Source organism: Paenibacillus tyrphae (assembly GCF_027925525.1).
Lineage (GTDB): Bacteria > Bacillota > Bacilli > Paenibacillales > NBRC-103111 > Paenibacillus_G > Paenibacillus_G tyrfis_B.
This window is the reverse complement of the sequence record NZ_BSDJ01000001.1, coordinates 415621-439261: the sequence shown is the minus strand read 5'-3', so window position 1 is coordinate 439261 and position 23641 is coordinate 415621. Positions and strand designations below refer to the sequence as shown.

The window sequence follows — 23641 nt, the reverse complement described above, 5'->3', positions numbered from 1 at the left end:
TTCGTGTAATCGCTTTTCATGCCATCCATCCTATGTAAAACGAAAACAGCTAGATCTATCAAGAGTGGTTGAAGGGTATGGAAGGATCGAATTTTCCTACAAGTAAACATCAATCTGATTATTTTAACAAATGTAAATTTGTTGTTTTATTGTTATGGAATATTGTGGTAATTTTGTTTAAAACAAAAAGAATCGGAACACTTCTATGAGCTTGTCGTGGAGAATGTCAAAGATAGCTTTTCCGAGATGCTGGCGATGAGTCATTACCGGTTATTTATGGTCACGCAAGGTACGGATGCGGAAAAGAGTTGGAAGGCCATTATCCGTTTTGATCCGTTTAGAAAACGATTGCTGGAGAATTATCGATTAGATGCGTTATTTCAACTAGCTCGAACTTGTTATTCGTTGAAAAAGTGGAATGAGGTTGAAGAATATGCGAGCGAGATGGTGGAGCTGAGCATGATTCAATGCGGAGATAGAGAGGTAACGCCCAAACGGCATCCCGTTTATTATTACGGTATGGGGCTTTTGTATAGAGGAGCTGTGCTTGAAAGGCAAGGGTTATATGAGCAGTCGAAAAAATATATACGAAGCTATGCTGATCTGGAATGGTTCGAACCCCTCGATGCATCTGGTCAGAAAGAAGTGGAGCAGTTTAAGATTTGGGGGAAAGCGAATTTATACACGCTTGAAATGTTAACTGGAAACGAGAGCATGGTTAATGAATATGCCGATTATTTGGAGAGCCTAAACCGGTTAAATGACATTGTGGCCGGGCTGATTGCTATCGTAAAGTCAGCGAATACATATGGGTTCAATGTTGATCATGTGTTGTTGCGCTTTTCCGGCTCCATTGCACGGTTCGATTTATTTAACCATGATCCGATTCTCTCGGATCGACATCTTCAATATCAAATATCGCTATCACAAAGCTATTTATGAGTTTAATAAAGAGCGCTACGAAAGCGGGGTGAAAGAAACGTTACTCTGTATTTCCCTATGCTTGGATATGAAGCGATATGAGGACTTGGCCCGCTGCGTCTCTTTATTTGAAAAACATCGAAAATATGCATCAGAAGAACAAGTCCAGTGTTATGAATCCATCAGGCTTTGGGCTGATTAACCGCAAAAGATGCCAGATCCGGCTATCCATAGAATTGCGGGAATTGGTACGACTAGTTGAGAAAAAAAGGTTCGTTTTCCGACAAGGAGGTGGTGCAGCGCAGCCAGCGTTTAGATCGGTATATTCTGATGGCTCAAAAGTCTTCTTCTAAGCTGAAGCTGAAGGTGTGTGGATGATGCAGTATGAAAAGTTATTGGTCGGGGAAAGTGAGGAGCGGATTGTTTACCTTGCCCGGATCGGCGCAATCTTTGAACGGTTATACGGAATTAAGGATTTACATGACGCGGTATACAGGGCATCGACAGGTGCCGGGTTTGCTGCCCGAAGGCTGGCGGAGCTTGGTTATAGCGAGGAGCAGGTTGAGAAACTTTTACGCGAGCGATTGTTAACGGCCCTGATTACAGGAAGGTCATTGCCGACAACTATTGGTACAAGCTAGTACGCTGTATTTAAGCGTTGAAGGCGCACTAATGCTGAGTGCCAGCGAGTGTGTTTATTTCAACTTCTTGACTAGGTAAACAACAAGATAACCTAGCGCCAATATCCCTACACCTATCAAGCAAATGATTACACCTTTTAATTCTAAGGTTCTTGTGAATAAATATAAAGCAAAAATCCCCAGTAAAAACGAAGAAATCAAATTAATAATCATATTTCTCATTAATACCAACACTCCTTTTATGTAAGATACTTTATTACAATTTACACTAATTTTTAAATATGGTATATTCAATTGTGTTTTATAGCAATTCATTGAAATAAAGGAAAAATATATTAAAACTATTGTCGGCATTCATAGCAACAATTATGCTAGTGCTTCTGATTACCAGTTCAGCACTTGCAGCACAAGAAACGAAAGAAACACAAGAAACAAAGGCAGGAAATTTTGGGGTAACGGAGGAGTTAATTCGCAAGGCAGATCCTTACGTAAAATTGGTGTCAAAGAAATTTATCCTTAGCGAAAATGCTTCCAATACCCTAACAAAAAACAAGAAATCGAAATCGTAAAAAAGGCGCTAGAACAAGCAAATGCTCAGGTGGAGAAAATCCCTGCTACTCAACATCTTACTGTCACAGAGCGAAACAGTTTAAAAGCATCATCTCAATCAGTTAAATCTGGCATTGGCACCCAATCCATTAATACATCTGCGTATCGGGATTATGAACTTCTATGGTGGGGATACCGTATTTTTTTATCTCACCAATTAACAGAAGATATTAAAGCTAAAGCACTTTATTATGGCGGAATATCCGCAATATCTGGCGGAGCATTATCTGGTATTTTTGCAGCACTTGGTGTGCCAACTTGGATAGCAAGTATAATCGTAGGGGTATTTGTAGTTAAAGGTGCTCAGATCGTTTATGCGGATAATGGAAATGGAGTTTATATAGATACATTTTGGAGTATACCTGGTATCCCTGGTGGCGGTGGTTTAAATTTCTTATTGTCTAAAGTGTATGCCGCTTGAACCTATAAATCCGATTTTCAGCTTTGAACGGCGATTTTGATTTCGTGGAACAATTTAAAAAGACGGCTCCTGTTCGCAATCCTGCGGCAAGGGCCGATCTTTGTTTTTCTCGGAATTTCTGCAGTAGGGGCTATCGTTTACTGTTTTTTGGGCGATCATACATTATTTCAGTGATAAAGACGTTTCAATTGGAGCCCGTCTTGTAGGCGGTGTTGTTTGGTTCTTAGGGGCTTTAATTATTTCATCGTTTAAAAAGGAGGGCTAAGAATACATGAATATCATCATGAAATACATACTTTTTTTCATAGCCAACTGTGTACTAACTTACTACTACATTTTCCCTGAACCAAGCTATGCGAAGTCTTTATTGTACTCTGTTCTCATGACACTTTTTGTTGCTATGTTAGATGCGATAAAGAAAAAGCCAAAACCATGATTGTTTGAAACCATGCAGAAAATGGCCCTTGTTCAATTTATGGCAAGAGCAGTTTTTTGTTTTCTTTCATTCTGGGAGCTATTACTATAAGAAAGTTGCAGGCTTTTTTCTCTATTTACGGAAAGAGAAAATCATAAGGATAATAGCAACTCCAATTAATATGAAAAGCATCAGCACCAAAGTAATATTGTACCAATAAACAAACAATAAGATTTCTCCTTTCTATTTTTTGTTTCCAAATAAATTTCGCCTTGGGCGATTTTTTTGTGGAACAAATTGCGGCAAGAGTTACGCATACCAGTAATGCATATGTATGTAGATCCCTCACGACACTGAACTACGGGCAGAAGGAATGCCAAACGTGGGTATAAATGTTAATTCATTCACCCTGCCCGTTAGCACAGCGAGGCTGCTGATCTGATGTGGTTTCTAGTATAAAGTGGGAACTGGAGGGCATGAAACAGATCTGATCAATCTTGGATCTATTCCATAATAAGACCAGAAAAGCCCATTCCAACGATAGCCTGAAACTTCACCATACTCAACCCGAGTCGGGTAAAACCAGAAGCTGTCACCATTCCATAACCAGACATAGGTGTATTGAAATACGCAGTCAATAATATAAGAGGTAGCAGGTTCTTCTGGGACAAATGGAGGAGGGGGGGACGTAGGCATATAGGCCATTTGACTTCACTCCTTATGAAGGGGGATTGAGTGTTTCTGTAAGTGATAAGGCATCTTATGCAGGAGCCCACCCGTTTGCTAATTGCTCGAATCACCCCAACTTGCAGGCTGAGGGCGATTTTCCGTAATGGAAGCAACCGAGGCACGCTGGAAAGCTATGATATTTATACATAGTAAATTAATCGGAATAATAAGAAAAAATCATTGTAGGTTCACCGGGCGTATGGTAACATTTTCATAAACTAAAGACTTCGTTGCAGCGAAGGAGGTCGCGTGAATGAAATTTGTTTTGTCCAGCCTTGTGATGAATCTCCCCAACGCCGTGACGGGGGAAGTTTTGACGGCGCAGCAAAAATTTCAGAACGTGCTGAAGCAAGCGATGCTCGCGGAGGAGCTCGGTTTTGATGCTTACGGTGTGGGCGAGCGGCATGGCGCCCCGTTCCTGTCCTCCTCGCCGCCGGTGATCCTGAGCGCTATCGCGGCCAGAACCTCGCGAATCCGCCTATTGACCACCGTGACCGTCTTGAGCGTGCTCGACCCGGTGCGTGTGGCCGAAGACTACGCTACGCTTGACCACCTCTGCGGCGGTCGGCTGGAGCTGATCATCGGCAAGGGCAACGATCCCCGCCACTATCCGCTCTTCGGCATCACCGAGGAGGAGCAGTGGGCATCGCTGTCGGAACGGTATGCTCTGCTCAAGCGATTATGGAATGAAGAGAACGTCACCTGGCAGGGGCGATATCGCCCGTCGCTGGACAACGTGACCACACAGCCCAGACCTCTCCAGCAGCCTATTCCCGTATGGCACGGCAGCGCATCCAGCACGATTTCCACAGAATTGGCCGCAAAATACGGCGAGCCGATCTTCTCGTCCAATACATTTCATCTCCAAGCCAAGTATAAAGCGCTAATCGATCATTACCGCGAACGGTGGGCCTATTATGGCCGCGATCCGAAGGACGCCGTCGTCGGTGCAGGCGCAGGCAGCTTGTATTTGGCTAATACCTCCGAGGAAGCGGTCAGACGCTTTCGCCCTTACTACGACGCTTTTACCACCACAGCAGCGGCCCAGCATAACCAATCGCCCTTCCGGGATCTGGAGGATAACATCAAGAACGGCCCCGTTCTGGTCGGCAGCGCTGACTTCGTGATAGAGAAGATTCTGAATTACCATCGGGCCTACGGACATCAAGTACTCAGTATCAGTGTCGACGGATTGACGGAAGCGGAGCAGCGCGAGCAGATGGAACGGTTCGCGGCGGATGTAGCCCCGGTGCTGCGGCGCGAGATTCCAAGTACCGTCTGGGAAAGCGAACCGGCGACGCAGCGGGACATCGTTTCCGTTCAGAAGGCATAGAGCCGACAGCGGAAGCGGTGTTGCGGTAGGTAGGGGATTGCGGTTTACGGATGCGGCAGAACGGTTAATGAAGCTTATCGAGACAAAAACAACGAATAAAGGCGATAGGTTTTCGGGAAGCTTGTAAGAGGTGTAAAGCTAATACCCAATTCGCGACAGGAGATGTGGAACAGTGGCAAATGAATTTCTAACCTTGGCGAAGAAAAGGCGGACCATCTACACATTAAGCAAAGAATCGACCGTTCCGGACGATAAAATCCGGGAAATCGTCTATGAAGCGGTGAAGCACACGCCTTCCTCCTTCAACTCGCAAAGCGCGCGGGCCGTTGCTTTGTTCGGAAAGCATCACGATAAGCTGTGGGAGATTACAACGCAGGTGTTGAAGGCGATTGTGCCCGAAGACCAGTTTGCTTCGACCCAGAAGCGTATGGACGGGTTCCGCGCCGCCTACGGCACTATTCTGTACTTCGAAGATATGGCCGTGATCGAAGCGCTGCAAGCTCAATTCCCCACCTATCAGGAGCGTTTTCCGACCTGGGCCCAGCAGTCGTCGGGCATGCTCCAGTATGTCATCTGGACCGCGCTGGCGAACGAAGGCTTGGGGGCATCGCTGCAGCATTATAACCCACTGATCGACGATAAGGTCAGAGCGGAATGGAGCCTGCCGGAAACGTGGGAGCTTATTGCCCAGATGCCGTTCGGTAAGCCTACGGCGCCTCCTGGCGACAAGGAGTTTAAACCGCTGGAGGAGCGTGTTAAAATTTATACTTAAAGAACCTGCCAGCAGCAACCGACCGGTGTGGAGGTTACGTCCTGCCGGTCTACCGGCTGCCGGGGGAAAGTCTGCACGATCGGGGGCGCTAAGATGGATGCGAAACAAGCAGCCGGCGAGAAAGCGGCGGAATACATAAGCGATGGGATGAGAATCGGTCTTGGAACCGGTTCGACGGTATATTGGACTATTCTCAGGCTCGGCGAGCTGGTTAAGGAAGGGCTGCAGATCGAGGCTGTGCCGACATCCGTCCAGACCGAGAAGCTGGCACGCGAAGCGGGGGTTCCTCTTCTTCCGCTTGCCCAGTTGCAAGCACCGTTGGATCTGACCGTGGACGGTGCGGACGAGGTTAGTCCGAAGGATGAGCTGATCAAGGGCGGGGGAGGAGCTTTGCTGCGGGAGAAAATGATTGCGTCATTTTCGGACCGCTTCATTGTCGTCGTCGATCATTCCAAATGCGTACCCGAATTGGGCCAATTTCCGCTTCCCGTTGAAGTCGTGCCGTTCGGTTGGGAGATGACAAGCAAGCAGCTGAGGCAAATGGGCTGCGCACCGGTTCTGCGGATAAGGGACGGGGCTCCCTTCGTGACGGATAACGGAAATTACGTGATCGACTGCCAGTTTGGGTCGATTCCGAATCCCGGCGAATTGACTGTGGAGCTGAACAAGCTGCCCGGAGTCGTGGAGAACGGGTTGTTCGTCAACATGGCGGATCTGATCGTGGTAGGGCATCCCGACGGGACGGTCAGAACGAAGTCCGGAACCTGATTTTTTTCTAAATTGACTATTGACATAGATCACAAAATGATTTATCTTTAAATCAAGATAATTAAATTAAAGATATCAGCAAGGAGGAATTCAGGGGTGCATTAACGATAGCGTACGAAAGGGTGGAGCGATTGGGGGAAGCATAGGCCGTGCTTTTGGGAAGTAGGGTGGCTTGCTTAGCGTGAAGGCGTGAAGCAGAGTAATTGGTCCTATATGTGGCACCGAGATGTTGTAAGCTATGCGGTAATATTTTTGTAAGGAAGCTACGTTAAATATCTTAAAATTAAGAATAACAAATTAAAAATAATGGAGGATGATGATGATGTTGGCATTGGGATTGTTGTTGGTTCGTTTGGTGGTTGGGCTGCTGTTTATCGGGCACGGGGTGCAGAAGCTGTTCGGCTGGTTCGGCGGCTACGGTCCGAAGGGAACCGGCGGGTGGATGGAGTCGGTCGGCATCAAGCCGGGCGTCGTCATGGCGGTATTGGCCGGACTGATGGAATTGCTCGGAGGCGTCCTTTTTGCAGTCGGTCTGCTTACCCCGCTGGCTGCGGTGCTGATCGCCGCGACCATGCTTGGTGCGATCGTGAAGGTACACGGTCCGAACGGCCTCTGGTCTACCGCCAACGGGTACGAATACCAACTCGTGCTGCTGGTTGTCGCTATCGGCGTGGCATTGACGGGCGCCGGCGCTTATTCGCTGGATGCATTGCTTAAATAATTTGGCACGAATCATGAGATGACTAAGTCATGAAATAACCTAAAATAGAGGAGGATTTTCTTATGACATTACAAACATCCGGTATTCATCATATTACGGCTTTTGCAAGAGATCCGCAGGCCAACGTTGATTTTTATGCAGGCATTCTGGGGCTGCGTCTGGTGAAGAAAACGATCAACTTCGACGCTCCCGAGGTATATCATCTGTACTTCGGCAACGAAGCGGGAAGCCCGGGAACGATCATAACGTTCTTCCCGTGGCCGAACTCGCGTAAAGGCCGGGTCGGCGGCGGTCAAGTCGGCATAACGACGTATGCCGTCCCTGCGGGCGCTCTCGGGTACTGGGAGGACCGTCTCGCAAGCTTCGGGATTACCGTAACGAGAGCAAACCGCTTCTCGGAGACGTTCCTGCAATTCGAAGATAATGAAGGGCTGCGGCTGGAGCTGGTTGAACGGGAGGAAGGCCCGAACAGCGGCTGGTCGTTTGGCGGGATTCCGATTGACAAAGCGATCAAGGGCTTCGGAGGCGCCGTGCTATTCAGCACCGACCCGAACAAAACAACGGACGCGCTGGTACATCTGCTTGGCTTGGAGAAGGTCGCGGAAGACGGCGAGTATGCTCGCTTCCGGTCCGCCGGGGAGCTCGGCAACGTGATCGATGTCCCGCTCGCGGCTGTGAGCCGGGGCAGCGAAGGTGCGGGCACTATTCATCATATCGCGTGGCGCGCGGCGGATTTCGAGCAGCATGCCCAGTGGCAGGGCGAAGTTCAGAGCTACGGCTATCGCCCGACGTCCATCATCGACCGCCAATATTTCAATGCGCTCTATTTCCGCGAGGCCGGGGGCATTCTGTTCGAGATCGCAACCGATCCGCCGGGCTTCGCCCGTGACGAACCTGCCGAAACGCTGGGCGAGAAATTAATGCTGCCCGAGTGGTATGAACCCCATCGTGCCGCGATTGAGGCGAATCTGCTGCCGATTCAAGTGAGGGCATTGGAGGGGAAACGTTCATGAAGCACATTTTCGAAAAGGGCCGCCACGAAGAAGCGCCGACCTTGGTGCTCTTCCATGGTACGGGGGGGACTGAGCGGGACCTGCTGCCGCTGGCGAAGCGCATATCGCCGGATTCCTCCGTACTCAGCCTGCGGGGCAATGTGCTGGAGAACGGGATGCCCCGATTCTTCCGCCGGCTTGCCGAAGGCGTGTTCGACGAAGAGGATCTTGTCTTCCGCACGCAGGAAGTCAACGAGTTTCTGGATCAGGCCGCCGCGCAATACGGATTTGACCGCAGCCGCCTCGTCGCGGTAGGCTATTCGAACGGAGCGAACATTGCAGGCAGTCTGCTGTTTCATTACCGGAACGCCCTGCAAGGCGCCATCCTGCATCATCCCATGGTTCCGCGAAGAGGCATCGAGCTCCCGGATCTGTCTGGTATCCCGGTCTTCATCGGAGCGGGGACGAACGATCCGATCTGTTCGGCTCAGGAAACCGAAGAGCTGGAGGGGCTGCTTAGCGGAGCGGGGGCAACGGTGACGGTCCATTGGGAGCGGTACGGCCATCAGCTTACGCCGATGGAAGCCGATGCGGCCGCAGCTTGGTTCGAAGCGCAATTCGGACTGTAAACGAAACGGACGAAACGAGCGAAACGAAAGCGCAGCAAGCAAAGGTGTCACAATACAATACAGCGGGCCTTGGCTGTCGGAAAGCAGGATTGAACCTTGCTTTTCGGCGGCCGGAGGCCTTTTTTCATGCATGCCGATCGATCCTTCGCATGGCCTCGGAAGAAAAGACTTGCGGGAACGGAGGAAGTCATGTAATATTGGTATATACCATTAAAACGCTTACAGGAAATTGGATATAGGGGGGATACGGATGAGAAAAATAGCCGTGTTAACAAGCGGCGGAGACTCTCCGGGCATGAACGTCGCCATCCGGGCCGTCGTTCGGGAAGGCATCCGTCTCGGTTGCGAAGTATTCGGGGTATACGGAGGCTACGAGGGGCTGATCGAAGGGCGAATCAAGAGGCTGTCCGAGCGCGATGTGGGGGGAATCATTCATCGCGGCGGAACGATGCTGCAGACCAGCCGGTCGGAACGATTCCGCACCGAGGAAGGCAGAGCCCGGGCGGTCAGGCAGCTTCAAGCTTCCGGAATCGAAAGCGTTGTCGTGATCGGCGGGAACGGCTCGTTCGAAGGAGCGAAGAAGCTGGAGGCGGAAGGCGTCGCTACGGTCTGCATTCCGGGAACGATCGACAACGACATGCCGGGAACGGAGATGACCCTGGGCTTCGATACGGCGGTCAATACGGTGGTGGAAGCCGCGGACCGGATTCGGGACACCTCGTTCTCTCATGACCGGATCGGCCTGATCGAGGTGATGGGACGCAACAGCGGAAGCATCGCCCTATGGGCCGGAGTCGCCTGCGGCGCCGAATATGTGATCGTTCCGGAGATCGAATTTAGAATCGAGGATCTGATCCGGAAATTGCAGGCTTCGATCCGGGACGGCAAGCGGCACAGCATCATACTTTCGGCGGAAGGCGTCGGATCGGGCGCGGACATTGCAAGCCGCATCAAAGCGATGGCGGGCTACGACGTCCGGACCACCGTGCTCGGCCACCTTCAACGAGGCGGAAGTCCGACGGCGGCGGACCGGGTGCTCGGAAGCCGCTGGGGCGTCGAGGCCGTTCATCTGCTAACCCGCGGCGAACGGGGCAGGCTGCTTGGCATCGTAAGCAATAAAATCGTGGCGCACCGTTACGACGATCCGATTCGACAAGAGAATCACAACGACGTGTCGCTGGCAGCGATTCTGCAAAATTTATCGATCTGAAAAGGACAACAACAGGTTGGCACGCTTCTTGTCGGCATCTTGACTGCAAGAGAGCCGAAGCTTCAAATAAATGGTATATACCATATAACAAAATGGCGGGAGTGACTGCGATGAACAAAACCATTAGCATGGCTACAACGGCAACCCTGTGCTTGGCGCTTACGATGACGGCTTGCTCCAATTCCAACTCCGACGAAGGAGGCGGCAAGGCGGCCGGCGACGGCAAGCAAATTACGCTGAAGGTGCTGCGATCCTGGCCGCAGCCCGTTTACAGCGGTTATTTCGACGAAGTGATCAAGGAATACGAGCAAAGCCATCCGAACATCAAGATTCAGGCGGAAGCCATTTATGACGAGACGTTGAAGGATAAAATGAAAGTCATCCTGGGAGGCAGCGACGTACCGGATATTTTCTTCTCCTGGGGCAGCGAATATGCCCAAAAATATATTCGGGCCGGCGTGGTCAAGGATGTAAGCTCCTATCTGGAGAACGATCCGGCGTGGAAAAACAGCTTCATTCCTTCGGCGTTGAAGTCTTATCAATATGAAGGGAAGACCTATGGCATTCCGCTGCGTCTGTTAGGCAAATTTTTCGTCTACAATAAAGAAATTTTCGCCAAGCATCATTTGCAGGAGCCTAAAACGTACGACGAATTCATGAAACTATGCGAGACCCTGAAAAACGCGGGCGTGACGCCGATCGCTTACGGCCAGCAAGATATTTGGGCATCGATCCACTACGAGACGGCGTTCAATCTCATGATGGTCAATCCGGAGGTCCGCGCGAAGGACTACAATTACAAAACCGGCGAATGGACGAATCCCGGCTATGTGGATGCGCTTAAAAAATTCAAGGAGCTGCAAGACAAAGGCTACTTTAATTCGAACGTCAATACGACCCCGGCCGATATGGCGCTCCAATCGTTCCTGGCTGGCAAAAGCGCGATGTACTACTCCTACTCCGAAGAATTCCCGCAAATGGTCGAGGCGATGGGAGATAACTGGGACGTGTTCCCGATGCCGCCGATAGAAGGGGAGGACGGCGATCTGAAGTCCATTGTCGGAGGGGCGGACGGCTTCGTCGTCTCGTCCGAGTCCAAGCATCCGGACGAGGCCATTGATTTCCTGAAGTTTTTGACCAGCAAGGCGAATGCGGAAAAAATGGTCAAGATGAACACATGGCAAAGCTCCGTCATCGGCGCAGTGAACAAAGACACTTCCTTCCCGCAAAACGTGAAAGCCATGCAGCTGCTGCTGGATCACGGAGTGAACGAATGGCTCGATGTGCAGATCAATTCCAAGCTGGTCGACGTGTACTGGACCTCGGCCGCTCCGCTGATGGAAGGCTTTAAGTCCCCCGAGGACATCATGAAGGAAGTTCAGCAGGTCGCCAAGGAAGTCAAAGATCTAAAATGACCGGAAGTCCCCGTCAAAGGGTTGCTGAATCGGTAGCCCCTTGATCTTCCCGAAAGGAGAAAAGGCACATGAATGTTTTCCGAAATCGCAGGCTGGCAAGCTTGTACGCCTTACCGGCTTTGGTGTTTGTAAGCGTTTTTGTTCTCGCTCCGATCGCCTTGAATCTTTATTATAGCCTGTTCAGCTTCAATGCCTTTTCCCCGAATAAGACCTTTATCGGCTTCGATAACTTTAGGCGTTTGTTCGCCGATCCCGTATTTTATACGGCGGTTCGGAACAATTCGCTGTATGCCGTCATTTCTTTCGTGTTTCAGGTCGGCGCGGCACTCGTGATTGCCGCGATCCTGGAGCATAAGCTGTTTCAGAAGATGCAGCCTTTTTTCCGCACCGTATTTTTTATCCCATCCGTGATCTCGTTCGTGGTAATCGGCTTGCTGTGGCAATTTATCTATAACCCCGATACGGGCATCATCAACTTGGGCTTGAAGGCGCTGGGGCTGCATGCCTTGGCACAGCCTTGGCTGGGAGACAGCGACCTGGCCATCTATGCGGCGATCTGGGTGTCCCAATGGCAGTATATCGGCTATAACGTGATGCTATTTTTGATCGCGATGCATAATATCCCGAAGGATTTCTACGAAGCCGCCGATCTCGACGGGGCGGGCCCCGTCCGAAGCTTTTTTGCCGTGACGCTCCCTAGCGTCAAAGAGATGATTCTGGTCGCGTCGATGATTACGGTGCTGGGCGCATACAAGCTGTTCGACGAAATTTACATTTTGACCTCGGGCGGTCCCGGCCGCTCCACGGAGGTCCTGGGCACCATGCTGTACCGCGCGGCTTTCCGGAACGACGAGATGGGCTACGCCGCTTCGATTGCGACGGTCGTCTTCGTGATTACGATGCTCCTGTCCCTATGTCAAATCAAACTGTCCGGTACGGCCAAAGACGACTAGGAGGCGAAAGGAACGTGCACAAAACAATAAAAAGCCGTATTTTCTTCGGATTGCTGCTCGCCTTTTTCGTCCTGTACGCCATAAGCGTGATTTATCCGATCCTGTGGATGATGATGAACGGCTTCAAAAACAATCAGGAGTTTTTTGCCAACAGCTGGATTTTGCCGAAACAGTGGAAATTCAGCAATTTCCAAGTCGCCTGGGAGTCGGGGGTGGGACGGTATTTTTTCAACAGCGTCTTCGTTACCACGGTGTCCGTGCTGCTGGCCGTGCTGATCAGCACGCTGGCGGCTTACGCGATCTCCCGGTTTCAGTTTAAAGGCAGGCATGTCATCTTTTTGATTATTTTAAGCGGACTGATGATGGCTCCCCAAGCAAGCATCGTCTCTTTATATCAAATCTTAAAATTGTTTCATCTGTACAACACGTATTGGGGGCTCATTATTCCATATGCGGCCTTTCAGATTCCTTTCTCCGTCTTCTTGATCCGCTCTTACTTCCTTTCGATCCCGCGGGATGTGGAGGAGGCGACCTTTCTGGACGGAGGGAATTCGTGGAAGCTTCTGTGGAGCGTCATTATTCCGATGAGCCGGCCGATTATCATCTCTGCGGCTTTGCTTGCGACGATCGTCATCTGGAATGAATTTATGTTCGCGATCACGTTCCTCGAAAACGGCAACCAATGGACGATTCCGGTCGGCATCCTGAACCTGAAAGGCAGACTGACCGCCGGCTTCGGCATGCAGTTGGCCGCGTTATCGATGGCGGCGCTGCCGATGATCCTTGTATTTATTCTGTTCCAACGGCAATTCGTCCGCGGATTGTCGGCCGGAAGCGTAAAGGGGTGATCGGGCGTGGGAACCGTGACGATGTCTCAAATTGCGCCGATGAATATTCACTATGTGCTGTATCCGCTGGATTACTTTCTCGATAAGCTGGTTTCGCTGGAGCTGCAGGCCGTCGAATTATGGGGCGGCTCGCCGCACGTGCCGATTGAAGACTTGAAGCTGTCCGATGTAAGCCGCCTCCGGCGCGGAATCGAAGCCCGCGGGCTTGCCATCGCTTGCTTCACGCCGGAAACGTGCGTCTATCCGATCAACCTTGCGGCCGAAGACGAGGCTTTGCGCCGGCGGAGTATAGCCTACGCGCTCAAAAGCTTGGATATCGCGTCCGAGCTCGGCACCGGTCTGATGCAAATCGTGGCGGGGAGAGGGTATTACGATAAACCGACGGACGACGCCTGGAAAAGGTCCAGAGACGCTATCGAGCTCATCGTCAGGAAGGCGGAGACGCTTGGAATACATTTGACGATGGAGCCGTTGCTGTACCATGAGTCGAACCTCGTTCACAATCTGCAAACCGCTAAACGGATGATGCAAGACATCGGATCGCCGTATTTGGGCTGCAATGTAGATACGGTGCCCATGGTCGTCGCAGGCGACTCGCTGGCAGCTTATTTTACCGAATTGGCGGGACGCGTGAACCATATCCATCTTTGCGACGGCAGTCCGCAGGGGCACGTGCCGCTCGGGTCGGGGAACCTGCCGATCGCCGCGTTCCTGAAGGAGCTGGACGAACGGGGATATCAAGGGTACATCGGCCTGGAGACGTGCGGAGTCAAGCACTACTTGGATCCCGACCGGCATTTGGAGCAATCGATCGGCACGATCCGGAAGGCGTTGGGCCTGCAGGGGCCGGAAGGGGGAAAGGCCTGATGGTGATGGGAACGATTCCGCTGACGCGGTTCGCGGGAATGAACGAGCATTTTCTGCTGTATACACTGGATTATTTTCTGGATGCCATGGTCGAGCTCGGACTCGAACATATCGAGCTGTGGGGAGGCTCGCCGCATCTGTATGTGGAGGATGTAACGCTGCGCCAGGTCGGCGGCATTCGAAGAGAAATCGAACGGAGAGGCTTGAACGTCATCTGCTTCACGCCCGAGCAGTGCGTGTATCCGGTTAATATTGCCGCCAGGGAGAAGGATATCCGCGACCGCAGTCTCCGTTACTTTACGAAAGCGCTGGAGGCCGCCGCGGAGCTCGGGTCGGGCCTGTTCCAGATCGTGCCCGGTTGGGGCTACCGCAAAGAACCGGTTGGGGAGGCGTGGGAACGCTCGCGTGACTCGCTGCAGCAGCTTTCCCGCAAGGCGGAGGAGCTGGGGATTACGATGGTGCTGGAGCAGTTGGAGCCTTTCGAATCCAATCTGGTGACGAACACAAAGACGCAGGCCCGAATGCTGCAGGAGGTCGGCTCCGACCGGCTGAAGGCGGTCGTCGATACTTGTCCGATGCATGCGGCGGGGGAAACGTTCGACGATTGCTTTCAAGCGCTGGGGAACGATCTGCGCCATATTCATTTTATCGATAGCGATCATCTGACCTGGGGGGACGGCCGTCTTCCCCTGCGCGATTATTTGAATCAGCTCTCGAAGCATGGCTATCCGGGGTACCTGACTCTCGAAATTTGTGCGGAAAGGTACTTGCTCGATCCGATCAGGCCTTTAAAAAAGGGGCTGCAGGCGGTTCGCGAGGCGCTCGGGCAATAAGGCTGCTGCTCTCGGAAATTCAATTCCCAGGAGGGGTCATCCACATGTTCAATTTTGATAGAGACCGTTATCAGAGAATCCAGAGCGGTGCCGTGGCTTGCCGGGACCAAATCAATCAAGCCCTGGAGGAGGTCACCGCGCGCGGCTTTACGAATTTGTTTCTGATCGGCTCCGGCGGCGCGGGAATCTTGATGTCACCCGTCGAATACGTGCTTCGGACTCACTCGACGCTTCCGGTGTATCGGGAAATTGCTGCGGAGTTCGTGACGATGGATCATAAGCATTTTAGCGAGCGGTCGCTTGTCGTTCTGGCTTCCTTGTCCGGCACGACCCAGGAAACCGTCGAAGCGGCACAATATTGCAAGGATCGGGGCGCAGCGACGATCAGCTTTACGGGCAAAGCCGGGACTCCGTTAGCCGGGCTGACCGACTACAGCATCGTCAATTTCGCCGAGGACGATACGTCCTGCGAATCTTTTTTCATCCAATTTTACTTGTTGGCTTTCCGGATTATGTATAATAGAGGGGAGTTTCCCGATTATGACCGCCTGGTCGCGGAGTGGGAGCGGCTCCCCGAGGCGCTGCTTGACGTGAAGGAACGAACGGAGGCGCGCGCGAAGGCTTTTGCCGAACGCTACCGGAACGAAGACTATCATATGATGGTCGGCTCCGGGAATACCTGGGGCGAGGCGTATTATTACGCGATGTGTATTCTGGAGGAAATGCAGTGGATCAAAACAAGACCGGTCCATGCTTCCGATTTCTTTCACGGCGCGCTCGAATTGATCGAGAAGGATATGAGTCTGATCCTGCTCAAAGGGGAGGATGAGACCCGTCCGCTGATGGACCGGGTGGAGCGTTTCGCCAAGAGCTATACGGACGAGCTGACCGTCTTCGATACGGCGGACTACGAGTTGGCGGGCATCTCGCCGGCCTACCGGAAATATGTGTCCCCTGTCGTCGCGGCGGCCTTGCTCGAACGCGTAAGCTGTCATTTGGAGCACGTCCGCAACCACCCTTTAACGACCAGAAGGTACTACAGGCGGGTTCAATATTGAGGGAACGACAGAACCGGCGGGAGTGAGCAACTATTATTAAAGCAATTGTATTTGATTTCGACGGTTTAATCGTGGATACGGAATCCGCATGGTTCGACTGCTATGCCGAGGTGTTAGGCGGGTACGACATCCCCTTTCCGACGGAAGTATTCGCGGCTTGCGTCGGGTCGCACGGAGGCCAGATCGAGGCCTATATCCGGCAAATGGCCGAAGGACGGACGGATATCTCCGAAGTGAGGAAAGCGGCGGCCAAGCTGCATGCCGTGAAGATGGAGACGGTCACGCTGCGCGACGGGGTCGCGGAATATATCGAAGCGGCCCGACGGTTGGGGCTGAAAGTGGGACTGGCTTCCAGCTCCGATCGGGCGTGGGTGGAATCGTTTCTGCGCAGATTCGGCTTGCTCGATTCGTTCGAGGTCATCAAGACCAAAGACGACGTCGCGAACGTGAAGCCGGACCCCGAGCTGTATCTCAAGGCGATCCAGGCGCTGGGAATCGAGGCGCATGAAGCTCTGGCCTTCGAGGATTCCGCCAACGGAGCCGCCGCCGCGAAAGCGGCCGGGTTATGGTGCGTCATCGTTCCGAATCCGGTTACCGAGCAGTTGGCCTTTGGCAACGTGGACGGCCGTCTTCGTTCCATGACTGACCGGCCGCTGGAGGACGTCATTGGAGAATTGCAGGCTTCGCCGCTTCCTTGACCGTTTTTACGGTCATCTGCTATGCTGGAATTGGCCGTCCATGGGGACGGTAATTCGCTAATCGAGCGCGTGACAGGGGTTCCATATGAATAAAGCAGGAGACCATATCCCGTTTTACCAGCAAATTAAAAATTTGTTCATTCAAGAAATCGAAAGCGGGAAATGGAAGCAAGGCGACAAGCTTCCTTCGGAGCGTGAGTTAGCCGCGCAGTATCAGATCAGCCGGATGACCGCCCGTCATGCGATTTCTATTTTGGAGCGGGAGGGCTTCGTGGAACGGGTCGTCGGATCGGGCACGTTCGTGACGAACCGGCGCATTCAATTGGATTTCGTCGAATTTACCAGCTTCTCCAAAAATATATTGAGCAAAGGGCTTCGGCCTTCGACGAATACGATCTACAAGCGCAAGGAGCCGGCCAACGGCTTCGTGGCCAAGATGCTCGGGATTTCGGAAGAAGAGGAGATCTGGTCGATCAAACGGGTCCGCTATGCCGACGAAATTCCCGTCTCCATCGAGCTTTCGTATATTCCTTACGCGTACTGCCCGGGAATCGAAGCGCACATGAATTTGGAGGACATCTCCTTGTACGAGGTGCTGGAGGAGCATTACGGGATCAAGCTCGTGCGTGCGGATCAGACGATGCGGATTTCCCTTAGCGACGAAGCGGAAAGCAAGCTGCTGCGCGTCGGCAACGATAGCCCGTGCATTCTGGTCGAGGCGCAGGCCTTCGATAAGAACGACAAATTAATCGAGTTCTCGCAGGCGCTGACCCGCGGGGATATCGTCCGGTTCTTTTCGAAGCTGAATGTGAAAAACAACTAATTTTTTTGCGCTTAGTGGTATATACCAAAGGAGGAGGCAATCCATGAACGTACTGGGCTTAGGCGATAACGTCGTCGATAAATACGTATATAAAAGCACGATGTATCCGGGCGGCAATGCGGTGAATTTCAGCGTATACGCTAAACAATTGGGAGCGCAGGCGGGGTATCTTGGCATTTTCGGCACCGACGAGGAAGGCCGTCATGTACACCGGGTGCTGAGCGAGCTTGGCGTCGATACGTCCCGCTGCCGTTCGGCGGAAGGCGAGAACGGCTGCTCGCTCATCGAATTGATCGACGGGGACCGGGTGATGGTCGGATGGAACAAAGGCGGTGTCCAGCAGGAGCATCCGCTCGTATTCGATGATTCGGACTATGCCTATATGAAGCAATTTCAATGGATTCATACCAGCATTTACAGCGGCATCGAGTCCCAACTGCCGGAGCTTCGGGCGCTGGGCGTTCCCTTGTCCTTCGACTGCTCCGACGAGTGGGACGACGACTACTTGAAGCGGGTATGCCCGCATGTCGATCTGTGCCTGTTATCGTGCGGGGCGATGGAGGAGGACGCCGTCCGGGAGAAGCTGGCGTTCGTCGCCGCGGAGTACGGCTGCACGGGTGTCCTGGGGACGATGGGCAGCCGGGGCGCGCTGCTTTATTACAACGGCGCGTTTTATTTGCAAAAGCCTCATTTCGTGCAGCCGGTCGATACGCTGGGTGCGGGCGATTCGTTCTTTACCGCCTTTGTGCTCGCGCTGTTGACGGAAGGGGAATGGAACAAGGCCCCGGAGGCGTCCGTCCGGAAGGCGCTCGACGCGGGCGCGGCGTTTGCCGCCAAAACATGTCTGGTCGAAGGAGCCTTCGGCTACGGGAAGCCTTATTAAAACCCGGAGTGCTTGGGAATAGTGGTATATACCATAAGGACTGGGGGAACGACTATGGCTCATCTTCGGTTCGCGCAGATCGCAGGGATGAACCTGCATTACCGGATGTATTCGTTGGCCTATTTCTTCGATTCGATGGACAAGCACGGGGTATCCCATATCGAGCTGTGGGGAGGCTCGCCACATTTGTATTCGGACACGGCGACGGATGCGCAGGTGAAGCGGATCCGCCAAGAGCTGAACCGCCGGCGGCTCGGCTTGGTCTGCTATACGCCCGAGCAGATCATGTATCCGTTCAATATCGCGGCCCAGGACGAAGCGGCCCGCCGCGCGGGCATCGCTTATTTCGGCAAAAACATCGAGATCGCCTCGGCTCTCGAAGCTGAGTATATGCTGATCACCTCCGGCTGGGGCTATTATAACGAGCCGCGGGAAGAAGCCTGGAAGCGGTCGTGCGAGGCGCTGCGGACGCTGGCGGACAAAGCTCAGGGTCAGGGCGTCACGCTGCTGCTGGAGGTATTGCAGCCGATGGAATCGAATCTGGTGACCGATCTGGCTTCGCTGCGGCGGATGCTGAACGAGGTCGGCTCCGGTGCGATGACTGGTCTGATCGATACGGTGGCGATGGCGGTTGCCGGCGAAACGATCGGCGATTACTTCCGGGCGCTGGGAGGCGTTCCGCACGTTCATTTGATTGACGGCACGCCTTCGGGCCATCTCGCGTTAGGGGATGGGCATCTGCCGGTGGAAGCATACCTCAAGCAGTTGGCGGAGCATGGCTACGCAGGGTATTTGACCCTGGAGCTGGCGGATTCCGCCTATTTGACGGACCCGGACGCCGCCTTCGGCCGGTCGGTCGACAGGCTTCGCCCGCTGCTTTCGCCTTAATCTTCGAAGGAGCGGCTATGCGCGGAAGTGCGGTGTGTGCCGGCCGGGACGGGGAATGGCCCACAACCGGCCCACATCCCGCACGGGCTCGGGTTTAAAACCTAAAAATTAGAGCGTTTGCATTGACAAGAATTGAAAAGCAAGCTAATATTTTATTATTGGTATATACCATTATAGATGTAAACGACTGTTGGGTGACTTGTTTGCACTCAAAATGGTATATACCACTAAGTTCGCTAATCGTGTAAACCAAACCCTTAATCAGGAGGAATGAGTCACATGTTAAACTTTGATCGTCAGCGGTTCGTCGGCATTATGAAAGGGGCAATCGGCCTCCGGAGCCAGATCGAACAAGCGATGGATGAAATTACGAAAAAACAGATCGACAACGTCTTTCTGGTCGGCAGCGGCGGAACGATCGCCATTAAGTATCCGTTCGAATATATCATCAAAACGCATTCCAGCATTCCCGTTTATGCGGAGATTGCTGCGGAGCTGCTGGTGGAAGGACACAAACAGCTGACGGACAAGTCTCTAGTCATCACCTCCTCCTTGTCGGGAACAACGCAGGAAACCGTCGATGCCGCCAACTTTTGCAGAGAGAAAGGCGCGACGGTGATCGGAATCGTCGGCGATGCGACGACGCCGCTGGCGCAGGCCAGCGACTACGTCTTCGCCAACGCGGCGGCCAACGATACGCTCGTCGAGTCGTTCCATTTGCAGCTGCTGCTGATCGTGCTGAAGTTCCTGAACAACCGGGGAGAATTCGACAACTACGCTCTGTTCGCCGACCAACTGGCCTCGGTTCCCGAAGCGCTAGCGGCGATCAAGGAGAAGGAAGACGCAAGAGCGGAAGCCTTCGCGAAAAAATATAAGGACGAGAAGTATCATATGCTCGTCGGCTCCGGCAACCTGTGGGGCTGGACGTATCTGTACGCCATGTGCGTACTGGAAGAGATGCAGTGGATTCACGCGAAATCCATCCATGCCGCTGAGTTTTTCCACGGGACGATCGAATTGGTCGAAAAAGATATGAGCATTATACTCTTTAAGGGAGAAGATGCCACTCGTCCGTTGATGGAGCGGGTCGAACGGTTCGTCACGCAATACTCGGATGAAGTTACGATCTTCGACGCGAAGGATTACGCGCTGGACGGAATCCATCCGGAATTCCGCGAGTTCCTGTCGACCGTAACAATTGCAACGGTGATGGAGCGCGTCAGCGCCCATCTGGAAGTGCAGCGGAACCATCCGCTGACGACCCGCCGTTATTACCGCGTCGTCAAGTATTAAGAAGACGAAGAGTGGAATGAAGCTCCGGCTTCATTCCTTTCTTTCTTGCAACGGACATCCTTAATTACGGGAGTATGGCGATGAAAAACAAGAATACGTACATCTATGCCGGAATACTGGCCGTGTTCGTCGCCGTTGCTCTCGGTGCTCCGGCGAACCCGGGAACGTACGGGGCCTGGTCCTTGATTCCGCCGGTCGTTATGTTCGCCTTCATTCTGCTGACCCAGAAGGTGCTGGAAGGGTTTGTATGGGGAGGCTTGCTGGCGGTCTTTATGAAATATAAGTGGGGCTTCCTGCTTACCTATAACGAAAAGCTGCTGAAGCAGGTGACGACCGAAGGAAACCTGTGGCTGATCCTGGTCCTGCTGACGATCGGCAGCATTGTAGCTATTCTGGACAAAAGCGGCCTGTCCCGGCAATTCGGTCTGTGGGCCGGAAGCAGGGCCAAGAGCGGCAAGACGGCTTTACTCATCAATTACTTGATGGGCTTCTTCCTATCGTTCGATCTTTATCTAAGCTCCTCGACCGTAGGCGCCTGCATGACGCCGGTGAACGACAAATACAAGACGCCGCGAGAAAAGACGGCGTACGTTACGCTTTCCACCGCCATTACGCTGACTCATTTGTATCCGATCGGAACGGGCGCGATCTTTATCGCGGGGTTATTGGTCACGAACGGTTACGCGGCGGAGGGGGAAGGCATCCGGGTGTTTACCGGGCTGGTGCCGCTGCTGTTTTTCCCCTTGGCTTTTTTATTGGTCACGCTTCTGAATGTGACTGGGGTTTTGCCGAATATCGGCCCGATGAAACAAGCTTACGCAAACCGCGATGACGCCGAATTGAAAGCGGCTTCGCTCAGAGAAGAACAGGAACCGGAACGAGCGGTAGCAGAGCATGCTTCGGACAGGAGCCAAGGCGATCTCGCCGGTAAACCGTCGCCTCATCTCATTTATTTTTTCATACCCATTGTTGTCTTTATCGCTTCAACGATTTATTTCAAGTCGAACACCCAACTGGGAGCGTTCATCACGATTCTCGCCACCGGCCTCATTTACGTAGCCCGGGGCATCTTTACCGCCGAAACGTATATTGCAACCGTACTAGATGGCATGAAAAATATGCTGGAGCTCGCCGTGATTATGGCTGCGGCTTTCGTGCTGGCGGACTCCATTACCGATATCGGCTTTACCAATTATGTTGTCGGAATTGTATCCGTTTTCGTCATTCCGAAATGGCTGCCGCTTATCATTTTCCTTGTATTCTCGGCTACGGAATTTTTGGTGACATTGAACTGGAGCCTGTATATTATGGCGATTCCCGTCCTTCTTCAATTGTCGGCCTCCGTGGGAGCCAACACGCCTTTAACCTTGGCGGCCTTGTTGTCGGCCGGCATCTGGGGCGCTTCCACGTGCATTACGTCCGATATCGGGCTGCTGACGGCGTATTCAACGAAAACGACGGTGTACCGGCATTTCAAAACAAAGCTGCCTTATTCCCTGATGGCCTTTGTTCTTTCTGCAATCGCTTACCTGATCGGCGGACTATTTTTCTGAGAAAGGCGGATAACCTTTATGTCCAACAACAACTCTTTATTTACCGGCATTCCGGGGATTTTCGTACCCGTCCGGGATTTGAACCGGTCCGCAGCCTGGTACAGTACGGTATTGGGGCTGCGGGAATTCCAGCGCGGCGACATCACGGTCGAGTTTAAGGTCAGTGACGGCGGGCCTGTACTGGTGCTGTTCCAAGCGGAACAAGACGTTCCCGTTCGCTTTCCGAGCAACCGGCATATCGACGGCAACTTTTTTATTTTCAAAACGCCCGATGCGGAGGCCGCTCACCGTCGGCTGATCGATCACGGCGTCTCCGTTACCGATATTTTACTCTACGAGGGCGTGCAGAAATATTTTTTCTTCGAAGATCCGGACGGCAACCGTCTGTCTGTAGAAGATTAACCACGGATGAATGGTATATACCATAATGGGAAGGAACAAAGCTCTGGCTTTGTTCCTTTTCTAGGTTCTTGTCATATTCGGCGCGGGTGCTATACTTGGTTTTTAGACCTGATTTAGAGATCATCCATTCATCGAGGAATAGGGGACATGACGGCAATGGCGTACAAAATCGTATTTTTTGATATCGATGGGACATTGGTTAACGAGAACAAAGAGGTTCCCCCGGATACGGTCGAAGCCATCCGGGCGCTCAAAGCGAGCGGGGTGGAGCCGGTCATCGCTACGGGGCGGGCTCCTTACTTTATCAAATCGTTGGCCGATCAATTGGGGATCGAATCGTTCGTTTGTTTGAACGGCGCTTATGCCGTTTACCGGGGAAAGCCCGTCTACAAACGGGTCATTCCGAAGGAAAGCATCGAGGCTTTGGTTACCCTGGCGGCGAAGCACGGAAACTCGCTCGTCTTTGAAGGGGAGCATGCGTATTGCTCCGACCGGGCGGAGCATCCTTTTGTGACGGAATCGGTCTTGTCTTTAAAAGTAGAGCTTCCCGGACATGACCCGGAGTTTTGGAAGGCCAATGACATTCTCCAGATGTTTCTCCACTGCGAGAGCCATGAGGAGCACTTGTATCAAGGGGAGGTGCCGGAGCTCAAGCTGATTCGCTGGCATCCCAAAGCGATGGACGTGTTGCCGGCCGGCGGGTCGAAGGCGCAGGGGATCGCGGCGATGCTGGAGCGGCTCGGAATCACGCCTGCCGAGGCGGTAGCGTTCGGAGACGGCTTGAACGACAAGGAGATGCTGGAATTCGTGGGCCTGGGCATCGCGATGGGGAATTCGCATCAGGAGCTGCTTCCTTATGCCGACTATGTCACCAGCCATGTGGATGAAGGCGGCATCCGCAACGGATTGGCGAAAGCGGGATTGATCGCTTAAGAGAAGGGCGTGCGCGCAACCCCTTTAATGGTA

At 52.7% G+C, this 23641-nt stretch carries 25 protein-coding genes; all 25 read left to right on the top strand.

What is annotated here, in order from left to right:
• The first annotated feature begins 216 nt into the window (after positions 1–216).
• Positions 217–942, top strand: a complete 726-nt coding sequence (locus QMG93_RS01990; RefSeq protein ID WP_281933213.1) for a hypothetical protein — start codon at positions 217–219, stop codon at positions 940–942.
• 270 nt (positions 943–1212) lie between these two features.
• Entirely contained in the window at positions 1213–1299 is an 87-nt protein-coding gene (locus QMG93_RS35295) for a hypothetical protein (RefSeq protein ID WP_413789251.1), read from the top strand.
• Positions 1296–1562 (top strand): hypothetical protein, encoded by a 267-nt coding sequence (locus tag QMG93_RS01985; RefSeq protein WP_281933212.1) that lies wholly within the window; start codon positions 1296–1298, stop codon positions 1560–1562. The genes QMG93_RS35295 and QMG93_RS01985 overlap by 4 nt, the downstream gene beginning before the upstream one ends.
• Before the next feature lie 598 nt (positions 1563–2160).
• Positions 2161–2592 carry a hypothetical protein gene (locus tag QMG93_RS01980; protein WP_281933211.1) on the top strand — a complete coding sequence of 144 codons (432 nt, stop codon included), beginning with the start codon at positions 2161–2163 and terminating at the stop codon, positions 2590–2592.
• Positions 2593–3989: 1397 nt separating this feature from the next.
• A complete protein-coding gene (locus QMG93_RS01975) occupies positions 3990–5069 on the top strand; it encodes an LLM class flavin-dependent oxidoreductase (protein ID WP_281933210.1) in 1080 nt (359 codons plus the stop codon).
• A gap of 172 nt (positions 5070–5241) precedes the next feature.
• Entirely contained in the window at positions 5242–5841 is a 600-nt protein-coding gene (locus QMG93_RS01970; RefSeq protein WP_281933209.1) for a nitroreductase family protein, read from the top strand.
• Between the two features lie 93 nt (positions 5842–5934).
• On the top strand, positions 5935–6609 hold the full coding sequence (gene rpiA / locus QMG93_RS01965; RefSeq protein WP_281933208.1) for a ribose-5-phosphate isomerase RpiA: 675 nt from the start codon (positions 5935–5937) through the stop codon (positions 6607–6609).
• A 322-nt stretch (positions 6610–6931) separates the two neighbouring features.
• Positions 6932–7330: a DoxX family protein gene (locus QMG93_RS01960; RefSeq protein WP_281933282.1), complete on the top strand. Its 399-nt coding sequence runs from the start codon at positions 6932–6934 to the stop codon at positions 7328–7330.
• A gap of 62 nt (positions 7331–7392) precedes the next feature.
• On the top strand, positions 7393–8343 hold the full coding sequence (locus tag QMG93_RS01955; RefSeq protein ID WP_281933207.1) for a ring-cleaving dioxygenase: 951 nt from the start codon (positions 7393–7395) through the stop codon (positions 8341–8343).
• The gene (locus QMG93_RS01950) at positions 8340–8951 is read left to right on the top strand and encodes an alpha/beta hydrolase (protein WP_281933206.1); all 612 of its coding nucleotides are present in this window, start codon (positions 8340–8342) and stop codon (positions 8949–8951) included. Before QMG93_RS01955 ends, QMG93_RS01950 begins: the two co-directional genes overlap by 4 nt.
• 250 nt (positions 8952–9201) lie before the next feature.
• On the top strand, positions 9202–10161 hold the full coding sequence (gene pfkA, locus QMG93_RS01945; RefSeq protein WP_281933205.1) for a 6-phosphofructokinase: 960 nt from the start codon (positions 9202–9204) through the stop codon (positions 10159–10161).
• 110 nt (positions 10162–10271) lie between these two features.
• On the top strand, positions 10272–11576 hold the full coding sequence (locus QMG93_RS01940; RefSeq protein ID WP_281933204.1) for an ABC transporter substrate-binding protein: 1305 nt from the start codon (positions 10272–10274) through the stop codon (positions 11574–11576).
• 68 nt (positions 11577–11644) lie between these two features.
• Positions 11645–12529 (top strand): carbohydrate ABC transporter permease, encoded by an 885-nt coding sequence (locus QMG93_RS01935; protein WP_281933203.1) that lies wholly within the window; start codon positions 11645–11647, stop codon positions 12527–12529.
• A gap of 14 nt (positions 12530–12543) precedes the next feature.
• Positions 12544–13377, top strand: a complete 834-nt coding sequence (locus QMG93_RS01930) for a carbohydrate ABC transporter permease (protein ID WP_281933202.1) — start codon at positions 12544–12546, stop codon at positions 13375–13377.
• A 6-nt stretch (positions 13378–13383) separates the two neighbouring features.
• A complete protein-coding gene (locus QMG93_RS01925; protein WP_281933201.1) occupies positions 13384–14244 on the top strand; it encodes a sugar phosphate isomerase/epimerase family protein in 861 nt (286 codons plus the stop codon).
• Positions 14244–15077 carry a sugar phosphate isomerase/epimerase family protein gene (locus QMG93_RS01920; RefSeq protein WP_281933200.1) on the top strand — a complete coding sequence of 278 codons (834 nt, stop codon included), beginning with the start codon at positions 14244–14246 and terminating at the stop codon, positions 15075–15077. The genes QMG93_RS01925 and QMG93_RS01920 overlap by 1 nt, the downstream gene beginning before the upstream one ends.
• Positions 15078–15121: 44 nt before the next feature.
• Positions 15122–16135: an SIS domain-containing protein gene (locus tag QMG93_RS01915; protein WP_281933199.1), complete on the top strand. Its 1014-nt coding sequence runs from the start codon at positions 15122–15124 to the stop codon at positions 16133–16135.
• A 32-nt stretch (positions 16136–16167) separates the two neighbouring features.
• Positions 16168–16833: an HAD family hydrolase gene (locus tag QMG93_RS01910; RefSeq protein ID WP_281933281.1), complete on the top strand. Its 666-nt coding sequence runs from the start codon at positions 16168–16170 to the stop codon at positions 16831–16833.
• An 85-nt stretch (positions 16834–16918) separates the two neighbouring features.
• Positions 16919–17656, top strand: a complete 738-nt coding sequence (locus tag QMG93_RS01905) for a GntR family transcriptional regulator (RefSeq protein WP_281933198.1) — start codon at positions 16919–16921, stop codon at positions 17654–17656.
• 43 nt (positions 17657–17699) lie between these two features.
• On the top strand, positions 17700–18539 hold the full coding sequence (locus tag QMG93_RS01900; protein ID WP_281933197.1) for a PfkB family carbohydrate kinase: 840 nt from the start codon (positions 17700–17702) through the stop codon (positions 18537–18539).
• Between the two features lie 54 nt (positions 18540–18593).
• Complete coding sequence (locus QMG93_RS01895) at positions 18594–19427, top strand: sugar phosphate isomerase/epimerase family protein (RefSeq protein ID WP_281933196.1); 834 nt, start codon at positions 18594–18596, stop codon at positions 19425–19427.
• Positions 19428–19706: 279 nt separating this feature from the next.
• A complete protein-coding gene (locus QMG93_RS01890; protein ID WP_281933195.1) occupies positions 19707–20720 on the top strand; it encodes an SIS domain-containing protein in 1014 nt (337 codons plus the stop codon).
• Between the two features lie 80 nt (positions 20721–20800).
• The gene (locus tag QMG93_RS01885; protein ID WP_281933194.1) at positions 20801–22273 is read left to right on the top strand and encodes a Na+/H+ antiporter NhaC family protein; all 1473 of its coding nucleotides are present in this window, start codon (positions 20801–20803) and stop codon (positions 22271–22273) included.
• An 18-nt stretch (positions 22274–22291) separates the two neighbouring features.
• The gene (locus tag QMG93_RS01880; protein WP_281933193.1) at positions 22292–22675 is read left to right on the top strand and encodes a VOC family protein; all 384 of its coding nucleotides are present in this window, start codon (positions 22292–22294) and stop codon (positions 22673–22675) included.
• Positions 22676–22831: 156 nt separating this feature from the next.
• Entirely contained in the window at positions 22832–23608 is a 777-nt protein-coding gene (locus tag QMG93_RS01875) for a Cof-type HAD-IIB family hydrolase (protein WP_281933280.1), read from the top strand.
• The last annotated feature ends 33 nt before the right edge of the window (positions 23609–23641 follow it).